Source organism: Paenibacillus sp. 1-18 (assembly GCF_000520755.1).
Taxonomy (GTDB): Bacteria; Bacillota; Bacilli; order Paenibacillales; family Paenibacillaceae; genus Paenibacillus; species Paenibacillus brasilensis.
Genome location: NZ_ASSB01000273.1, coordinates 1 through 9390, shown reverse-complemented (window position 1 = coordinate 9390; position 9390 = coordinate 1). Strand labels below are relative to the sequence as shown.

The window sequence follows — 9390 nt, the reverse complement described above, 5'->3', positions numbered from 1 at the left end:
TGACATCGCGGCTAGCAGCCGCCTCGCCGCGAAGCGTATCCGGTGAGTCGGCATAGACAACGGTGACGCGCAGGCCGGCATCGGTCAGATGACGGGCTGCAACCAGTCCGTCCCCCCCGTTGTTGCCTTTGCCCACGAGGATATACCAATGCTCCCGTTGCCATACAGCATGGCGCCCGTGACTCCACGGCTCCACCCGAATGACCTCCCGGTGACTTGGCAGATCCCCCGGGCCTGTCCGGGAGACCTTTTCTATCGCCCGACACCTGAACACTTCAGCGCTGTCAGCATCGCAGGTCTGATTTTCCTGTTCTTCCAATCTCCCATTCCCTGATCTGCTTTTCATAGCACAGAGCTTTAGTACTTCGTCAGCTACTGCGCGCCCGGCATTTTCCATCAACGTGAGGGCCGGGATACCCAGCTTGTCAATCGTATACCGATCCAGTTGCTGCATTTCATCGGCAGTCACCATATACATACTTTTCCCCTCCCGGATTGCCGTACTTATGATTTAATACCCAACCGTAAAACGGGAATTGACAAATTCACCCGCAACCAACTCATCAATCAGCGCTACCGCATAATCCTCTACCGAGATACGACTGTGGCCCAGCTCGTCAACCACCAAATGATCCAGGCCAATGCGGAAATGTCCTGTACGTTTTCCCGATTCTATAATTCCCGCCGGACTGCAATACGTCCAATCCACATCGGCAGCGCGATACAGCTCAAGCGCCTCGGCATGTGCAGCCGCAAGCGGCTTGACTTCTTCGGGGAACTCGGCGGTATCCATCAGACGTTCACCGTTTTCCGTGATCAGGCTTCCGGCTCCACCAACTACAAGTATGCGTTCCACACCGGAACGTCGGGTGCCTTCCAATAAAGACCGAGTGGCTTCGAGCAATTCTTCCTCGGCTCCAAATGTGGGGCCGTAGGCGCTAATGATAGCATCGTGCCCTTTCGCCACCTCCGTAACTGAATTTGGATTTAAAATGTCCGCTTGAACGACCGCCAAATATTCGCTTTGCTCCGTCACCCGCTGCGGGTCGCGTACCGCCGCCGTCACCTCATACTTGCGCTTGATCGCTTCCTTGACTAATGCTTGACCAATCGTTCCTGTTGCTCCGAAAATAATAACCTTCATCGTCTCTTGCCTTCTTCCTGTAATTTACTAAATAAGTTGAACTTATAATCAAGGGAGATACCCGGGACAAAGGCGATCGCTCCACTTGTACAGCACTCTTCCGTCTACTCCGTTCCCTGTGTACACTTTTTTATTTCAGCTTATATATTATTGGTTCCGCAAAATTCGATTCCAGTCGTTCCAGCTTACAGCCCGCCCAGCTGTCGCCAGTACATCCCTTCTGACCCCGGACTGACAGGTTGGAAGCCGAATTGCGCATACAAACGGTCAGCCGGTTTATCCTCAATCAGTGTCGCAAAGCTGCCCGCCGGAACTTCTCTTCTTAAATACTCCGTAATCTTTTCCATAAGCTTACGTCCATAGCCTTTTCCCTGATGTGAAGGCTTGACTGCAATATCAGTAACCAGAAAAAACACACCGCCATCACCGCTTACCCGGCCCATCTTGATCAATTCCGGTCCAAGCCGCAGTGTCACGGCAAACAAACTGTTCGGCAGGCCCTTGGCTGCCGCCTCTTCCGTAATTTGCGTTAAGCCAGCTTGCTTACGTAACGCCCGATACTCCTGAACGGATGGATGGTGTAATCCACACGAAGCTCTACGTACGGTTGATTCGATGTCTTTTGATGTTCTGTGGCAATATCTATATTTTTATTCATGCTGAATCTCCTCCCCGGCTAGTAATCTTGTCTATTTTACCAAAAAATACTTCATATATCTTGGTCAGATACAGACAAACCCTTGAAATGCCTGCGCGGTCTGTGCAATAGTGTAGGAAGAACTATGGAAGGAGGGATTGCGGGTGTCCCCGACGGACTTCGCGGCCTTAGCCGCATATATCTCACCCGGTCTGATTGCCTTCCTGCTGGCGTTGTCCCTGCTGGTATGGCTGTATGTTCACAGCGCAGCCCAGCTTCGCAATTCTCGTCAGCAGCGGCTAAATGAATTACAGGAGTCGCTACGCATCTACGGGCGATTAGCAGGCTGCCTTCAAACCTCTACCCAGGACGGCAGCAGTAACGAAAAGCAGCCCCATCCGAACGGACTGATTCATGCTCTTCAGGAGGCGAAGGCCGCTCCCTATTTGACTCCACACTTACAGGAGCAGGTGCAGGCATCGCTCCGGGAATGCGATGCTTTCCGCAGGGAATTGCTTCTCAAATCCCTGGAGCGCGAAATGAACAAACTGATCGAGGAACGGCGGCTTGTTTTGCTGGAGTCACATGCACCGAGCTGGGGAACAGCTTTATGGAAGCTGCTTCGTCCCGCAGCCGGCCCGTTGGCGCTGGTCGGGATCGTCTGGCTGATCTCACGGCTGCTTGTGGAATTGGCCTCGTACAGCAATGTCGATAGCAGCCTGTCCAATAATGCGCCGTCTGCCTACTGGCTTATAGGATGCACATGGATGAGATTCGTATCCGGTTTGATCGCGCTGCTGTATCTATATCGGCTGATGACCTTGCGCAGACAAAATGATTTGGACGTAACGGCTTCCCATTTTCCAACAAGCCTGTTGTCCATGGTGATCGCCGCGGTTGCTGTGTTTCAATGGATCGGACCGGAGGCTTCTCCTTATATACTGGCTGTACAGCTTGTGTTGTTTTTGATCGGCTTCCGGCTCACCCGAGGTCGTTCACGGAGTGATCGTCCTTATGTCGGTCATCCTGGCCTGATGAAGACGGATTCAGCTCATCAAGCGGGGCATACCGCAGACAAGGATAGAACATCTGATTCTTCTTTGGCAGAAGAACATACCCGATATTAACCTTCTATAACCATATACCCACATCAGGACATCCCGACAAACAGCGAGTGGTTTAGGGATGTCCTGTTTTTTGAACAACTTTTGGCTTTTTAAAGGGTTACACTTGTGCCAGCAATCAAGGAAAGGGTATATTGTTTATATAAATGTAAATCATAACGTTTTTTATGTATGAATATTGGAAAAAATCCATATATGTTAAACTACCATCAATTTATGATGTGCGTTAGAATTGGAGGAACTATGCAACTGGACATTTCTGAAAAATCACTTCCCGTATATGAAGCGCTGGCCAGTGAGGTTCGGCTGAATATGATTGTTTTGCTTGCGGAGAAGCCTATGAATATACGTGAGCTGGCGGAAGCGTTGGGACTTAGCAGTGCGATTATGACCATGCATGTCAAAAAGCTGGAGAGAGCGTCCATTATTTCGACCAAAATGCTGCCTGGGCGTGGTGGAGTTCAGAAGGTGTGCTCGCTGGCTACAGACAAGATCGAGATCGCCATGCCACGCTATCAGCAGGATGTGCGGCAATTTCATCAGACCGAGATTTCCGTCGGGCACTTTACGGATTTTGAAATTCAGCCGACCTGTGGATTGGCTACCGTCGAGAAAATCATCGGAGAATTCGACGAGCCTCGTTCATTCCTGGACCCTGAGCGCTTTAACTCCAAAATTCTGTGGTTTAGTCAAGGATATATGGATTATAAGGTACCTAATTTCCTGCTGTCCAGCCAAAAGGCCGAGGAGTTGGAAATTTCAATGGAGCTATCGTCCGAAGCGCCTTTTACCAATGATAATTGGCCTTCAGACATTACTTTCTTCCTGAATGATGTCAATCTGGGTACTTGGACCAGCCCCGGGGATTTCGGGGATAATCGTGGTAAATACACGCCCGCATGGTGGCCAGACTTTATTAATCAATACGGTTTGCTCAAAAGGCTTCGCATTACGTCCGAGGGTACCTTTATGGACGGCAAGCAGATATCCGATGTGACTTTAAGCCAAGTCCTGATTGACCAAAAGCAATGGAAATTCCGTATTGCCATATTGGATGATGCCCAGCATGTTGGAGGAGTAACCCTGTTCGGTACCGGATTCGGTAACTACAATCAGGATATCCTGTTCCGATTGTACTACAAGCCTGCCGAAAACCACACAAAAACAGCAACGGTTGAAGCCGTGGAGCCTGGTAAATAGCTCTCCATTTGGTTCAAAACCTGAAACACGGCGTTGTGCCCCATGTCTTTCATGGAAGCAAAATGCCGTGTTTTTCTATGCTCTTTTACCATGTTCTGTAGCTATGGCTACCGTGTAGGCTCAATGCATACAGGAGAAGGAACCTCCAGTACATAGCCCGTTCGTGTCAATCGACCATCTTCATCGTGGATAGCAAAAGATACAATGTTATTTCCATCCTGATTCGCCACCACCAGATAACCTGACAGGATGTTGAAGTTACGTGGCGTGCCACCGAAGGTTTCGACCCACTCGATTGTCTTCAGCTTGCCAGTGACCTGATCGACATGGTACAGCACTATGCTGTCATGTCCCCGGTTTGACACATACACATAACGTCCACAGGCTGTAATCCGGATATCTGCGGCTGTATTTTCCACATCAATCACGCCTTCCGGTAGTGTGGACAGGCTTTGCAGCAATGTAAGCTCTCCATTTCGTTCATTGTAGCCAAACACAGCAACGGTATTGTTTAGCTCATTGGCGACAAAAGCATAGGGACGCGAAGGATGAAATACCAGATGGCGCGGGCCGGAACCTGGCGGCAAATCTGTTTCACGATGGGTCACCAGTTTTCCATCCTCTGTCAAACGGTATACTACAATCTGATCCAGGCCCAGATCACATACCAAGGCATGCTGTCCTGAAGGATCAGGAATAATCGAGTGGGGATGCGCCGCATTCTGGCGGTCCTGACGAATACCTGAGCCGGTATGCTGAACCTGTCCCGACATGTCCCCCAATCCTCCAGCTTCCATCGCCGGGAATACAGCGGCATTCCCGCCTGAATAGTTAGTGGCCATCACATAACGTCCATCCGCTGTTACGGACACATAGCAGGTGTGTGCTCCCTTGGTCCCTTTTCGATCTACCAGATGCAGCTCTCCTGTCCGGGCATCTACCTGATACGCATACAGCTCACCTTCCCCTGTCTCACTGGCAGCATACAGCTTCGAACCATCCGGGTGCAGGGCTAAAAAAGAAGGCCGCTCAATGCCCTCTACACCGCCAATCATGCGCAGATCACCGTTTTCAATATCCAAAGCGCATACATAAATCCCTCTTTCATTTCGAGATGCATAAGTTCCTGTATAAAATAACTGCTCACTTCGTTCATCCATTCGGCTCACGCCTCCCTCCGATTGCTGCGTTGTCTTGCATTATTACCCATCATCGACTCCAAAGTACACATCTAGACGAAAAAATATAAATAGGTAACCATCACCGTAAGATGTTGTTGCACGCTTTGATTCTCTTTACACAAACTTCTCGTTTTGTTATATTGTTAAAGTTAATTGTCAACCACATTAAATTCAATTTGGTTGACAATTAAAATAATAGATTGGAGAAGGATGGTGATCATTACGAACTATGAGCGTCTCGCCGCCATGAATAAGGCGCACTTATGGCTTCCCTTTACTCAAATGAAAGATTACAACAAGCTGGACCCTCTTATTATTGAGCGTGGTCAAGGTGTCAAACTGTATGACATCCAGGGCCGGTCTTATTATGACGGATTCTCGTCTGTTTGGCTTAATGTACACGGTCACAACGTACCGGAATTGAATCAGGCAATCACTGATCAGTTAGATCGGGTCGCCCACTCTACACTGCTTGGAATGGCGAATATACCTGCCATCGAACTGGCTGAGAAGCTGGTAAGAATCACCCCCAAGGGTTTAAACAAAGTGTTTTACTCCGATTCAGGAGCAACCGGTGTCGAAATCGCAATCAAAATGGCGTTTCAATACTGGCACAACCGCGGAGTACATGAGAAAAAGACATTTATTACGATGAATCAAGCGTACCATGGGGATACAATCGGGGCAGTCAGCGTCGGCGCGATTCCCCTGTATCATGATGTGTTCCGACCGATGTTGTTTCCAACAGAGACCATTCCTTATCCTTATGCTTACCGCCACAAAGGCGGCGCAGCGGGAGCAATGGAGTCCACTTTAACCGCTTTACGCAGTTTGCTTGAGACTCGTGGGGATGAAATAGCAGCTCTCATCGTGGAGCCAATCGTACAGGGAGCGGCAGGAATGATTATCATGCCGCTAGGCTGTTTGCGGGAAATGGCCTTGCTTTGCCGCAAACACCAGGTACTTCTCATCGCGGATGAAGTCGCAACAGGCTTCGGTCGTACAGGAGCCATGTTTGCCTGCGATCTGGAAGGCGTTTCGCCTGATCTGATGGTTGTTGGCAAAGGACTCACTGGCGGCTACTTGCCCGTCGCCGCGACACTTGCGACTGACGAGATATACGATGCCTTCTATGCCGATTATCAAGAGCAAAAAACATTTTTCCACGGACACTCCTTTACTGGCAACCCGCTTGGCTGTGCTGTTGCTTTAGCCAGTCTAAAACGAATCGAGGAGCGAGATATGATAACAGGCGTAATAGCAAAGGCCTCATTGGTCCGGCAAAAGCTTATGGCACTTAAAGAACGGCCACATGTCGGTGAAATTCGGCAAAAGGGTCTGATGATCGGAATCGAACTCGTACGTGATAAGACTTCACGCGAGTCATACGACTGGGCAGATCGGATCGGCGTTCGCGCTGCCGAGCGTGCAAGAGAACTTGGAATGCTTACAAGACCGCTTGGCAATGTTGTCGTATTTATCCCCCCTCTGGCCAGTACAGAGGATGAGTTGGATGCCATGACAGATATTTTGGCAGCATCCATTATTGACGTCACCGAAAATGGATTAACGACATGAGCACACCACGGGGAATGTTTATAACCGGTACGGATACCAGTGTTGGGAAGACAATCGTGACATCGGCGCTTGCCGCTACGCTGCGTGCAGAAGGTCTGAATGCAGGTGTCTGGAAGCCTGTGCAGTCCGGCGGCCTTCTTGGCAGCGGAGCAACGGATGCCGAACGTCTGCTGCAAAGCACAGGCATCTGTGAACACCCCGAGGCTGTAGCACCTTTTACGTTCGAAGCACCTCTGACCCCCATGCTTGCCGCCAAGCAGGCTGGTGTGACGCTTAGTCTTAAGGAGATGATCGCCGCAGGGGAACCACTTATCGGGCGCTATCAAGCACTGCTTATTGAAGGGGCGGGTGGGGTCGCTGTACCGCTGACCGATAACGCACTGGTGATTGACCTGATTTCCATGCTTCACGTACCTGTTCTGATTGTGGCCAGATCCGGTCTGGGTACAATCAATCATACACTTTTGACCATCTCCTTCTTACAGCAGCGCGGAATCCCGATTGTAGGCATCATCATGAACAACAGCGAATATATTGACGCCCTGGATGATCCAAGTATCGCGACAAATACAGAACTCATCGAACAATACAGCGGCGGCCTGAAGGTCCTTGGACATTTTCCATACTTACATGACGAGGCAAATACCGAGATGCTTATCCATTCTGTTCGAAAAACCATTCAATTAGCGCCGATCAGACAAGCATTGGCATTACAAGGTGGTGATGATCATCCTTTGGATGAAAAAAGAACTTGAGGCATTAGACCACGCATCAATGGAACGCCACTTGCGTACCCATGTCCCTATCCCCGAAAGTCCTGGTTATGTGATGCATGGCGGACGAGCACTACTCGACTTGTCCTCGAATGACTATCTGGGGCTTGCCCGGCATCCTGCCATTATTGAAGCGATGCGTGATGCACTCCTCATGGAAGGAGCCGGCGCCGGTGCCTCCAGGCTTGTAACCGGCAATCGGCAGCCCTATGCACAGCTTGAAAAAGCGTTGGCAGCATGGCAAAACTGTGATGCGGCACTTGTCTTCGCAAACGGTTATACAGCCAATGTTGGTGTCATTAGCGCGCTTGTGGGCCGCGGCGATGTGGTATTCAGCGACCAGTTCAACCATGCCAGCATTGTCGACGGCATTATTTTGAGCCGCGCCGAGCATGCACGGTATCGCCATAATGATATTGAGCATTTGCGTGCCTTATTGCATAAATTCCGTGATAAACGGCGGAAGCTAATCGTGACGGACGCAGTCTTTTCCATGGATGGTGATCAGGCACGCTTGCTCGACCTTATTGCGCTCAAACGGGAGTATAATGCTCTGCTGATGGTTGACGAGGCACATAGCGGAGGGGTTTACGGTTCACGTGGCGAGGGATTGATCTCTGCACTTGGGGTAACAAGTAATGTGGATATTCATATGGGAACGCTCAGCAAATCGTTTGGCATCTACGGAGCTTATGTTTGTGGAAATGAGACGCTCATCAGATGGCTGATCAATAAGGCCAGGCCGCTTATCTATTCAACGGCACTCCCCCCTTCTCTTATAGCGGGGGCTGCCCAGGCATTGAAGCTGATACAAACAGAACAATGGCGTCGTGAACGGCTGACCGCGGCAAGCAAATTTTTTCGTTCCTCATTATGTGATGCGGGTTTTAACATCGGTAACGGAGATTCTGCAATTGTGCCCTTGATCCTGGAACATAATCATAAGGCTCTGCAATTTAGCAGTGCTCTGGAAACCGAAGGTATTGCGGCGATAGCCATTCGTCCTCCAACAGTACCTGAGGGTACTGCGCGAATTCGCTTCTCTTTATCGGCTGCACATTCCCTGGAGGAGCTAACAGAGGCCGTTACAAAAATTTGCAGACTAGGACTTCAACTGGGGGTTTTGGAATCATGCCGTCAGAATTAGGTGGCACCATCCTGTGGCTGACCGGGTGGAGTATGTCGAATAAGGTCTTTGACCGGCTTCGCGGGCTTCTCTCTGATTTTCATCATGTTTCTGTGGATTACAGCGCTGCCGCTTCCTCCGAGGAGATACTGCATTTGACCGAAACGGCAGCAAAAGGTCTGCTTTCCTCATGCTCCGGTCCTTTTCTGATAGGAGGCTGGTCACTGGGCGGGTTATTGGCATTGAAACTCGCGGATCAGAAACTGGCAGATGGACTTGTACTTTTTTCAGCAACAGCCAGGTTTACCCGTCCTAGAGAACAACAGAATCGCGGCTGGGCAGATATCTATGTTAGACAGATGATCAACGGACTCCAAAGAGATCGGCAGGCTATAGAGAGCAAATTCAGTCAGATGATGTTTACGGACTTGGAAACAGCGTCGGATCTCAGGGACCATCGTTCCCTCATAGGCAACTGGACAACTCCGGCACTCATCGCGGGGCTTGAAACCCTCCGTCATGTGGAATGCCTTTCTCGACTTCCGGCAATTCATTGTCCGGTTCTTCTTATACACGGTACCAAAGATCAGATTTGTCCTTACGAGGCGGCAGAGGAGTTGCTCATGC

General features: G+C 50.0%; 11 protein-coding genes. 6 read left to right on the top strand and 5 right to left on the bottom strand.

Annotation, left to right across the window (positions count from 1 at the left end):
- From L693_RS0117365 to L693_RS32470, 4 genes are all read right to left on the bottom strand, one after another.
- On the bottom strand, window positions 1-478 hold a 478-nt coding region (locus tag L693_RS0117365; protein WP_025718615.1), incomplete at its 3' end, for an NAD(P)H-hydrate epimerase.
- Window positions 479-511: 33 nt separating this feature from the next.
- A complete protein-coding gene (locus L693_RS0117360; protein ID WP_025718613.1) occupies window positions 512-1144 on the bottom strand; it encodes an NAD(P)-dependent oxidoreductase in 633 nt (210 codons plus the stop codon).
- A 185-nt stretch (window positions 1145-1329) separates the two neighbouring features.
- Window positions 1330-1620 (bottom strand): GNAT family N-acetyltransferase, encoded by a 291-nt coding sequence (locus L693_RS32475; RefSeq protein ID WP_442950184.1) that lies wholly within the window; start codon window positions 1618-1620, stop codon window positions 1330-1332.
- 53 nt (window positions 1621-1673) lie between these two features.
- A complete protein-coding gene (locus tag L693_RS32470; RefSeq protein WP_370881013.1) occupies window positions 1674-1802 on the bottom strand; it encodes a hypothetical protein in 129 nt (42 codons plus the stop codon).
- Window positions 1803-1945: 143 nt separating this feature from the next.
- Here L693_RS32470 and L693_RS0117345 point away from each other — a divergent pair, with 143 nt between their 5' ends.
- Complete coding sequence (locus tag L693_RS0117345; RefSeq protein ID WP_025718610.1) at window positions 1946-2908, top strand: hypothetical protein; 963 nt, start codon at window positions 1946-1948, stop codon at window positions 2906-2908.
- Window positions 2909-3148: 240 nt separating this feature from the next.
- A complete protein-coding gene (locus L693_RS0117340) occupies window positions 3149-4105 on the top strand; it encodes an ArsR/SmtB family transcription factor (RefSeq protein WP_025718608.1) in 957 nt (318 codons plus the stop codon).
- Between the two features lie 107 nt (window positions 4106-4212).
- On the opposite strand, the gene L693_RS0117335 is transcribed toward L693_RS0117340, so the two are convergent.
- A complete protein-coding gene (locus L693_RS0117335; RefSeq protein ID WP_025718606.1) occupies window positions 4213-5265 on the bottom strand; it encodes a lactonase family protein in 1053 nt (350 codons plus the stop codon).
- Between the two features lie 231 nt (window positions 5266-5496).
- On the opposite strand from L693_RS0117335, the gene bioA reads away from it, so the two are divergent.
- The 4 genes from bioA to L693_RS0117315 all read left to right on the top strand — a co-directional run.
- On the top strand, window positions 5497-6864 hold the full coding sequence (bioA, locus tag L693_RS0117330; RefSeq protein WP_025718605.1) for an adenosylmethionine--8-amino-7-oxononanoate transaminase: 1368 nt from the start codon (window positions 5497-5499) through the stop codon (window positions 6862-6864).
- On the top strand, window positions 6861-7619 hold the full coding sequence (bioD, locus tag L693_RS0117325) for a dethiobiotin synthase (RefSeq protein ID WP_025718604.1): 759 nt from the start codon (window positions 6861-6863) through the stop codon (window positions 7617-7619). Before bioA ends, bioD begins: the two co-directional genes overlap by 4 nt.
- Window positions 7603-8784: an 8-amino-7-oxononanoate synthase gene (gene bioF / locus L693_RS0117320; protein WP_231503688.1), complete on the top strand. Its 1182-nt coding sequence runs from the start codon at window positions 7603-7605 to the stop codon at window positions 8782-8784. Before bioD ends, bioF begins: the two co-directional genes overlap by 17 nt.
- On the top strand, window positions 8769-9390 hold a 622-nt coding region (locus tag L693_RS0117315; RefSeq protein WP_025718602.1), incomplete at its 3' end, for an alpha/beta fold hydrolase. The genes bioF and L693_RS0117315, both read left to right, overlap by 16 nt.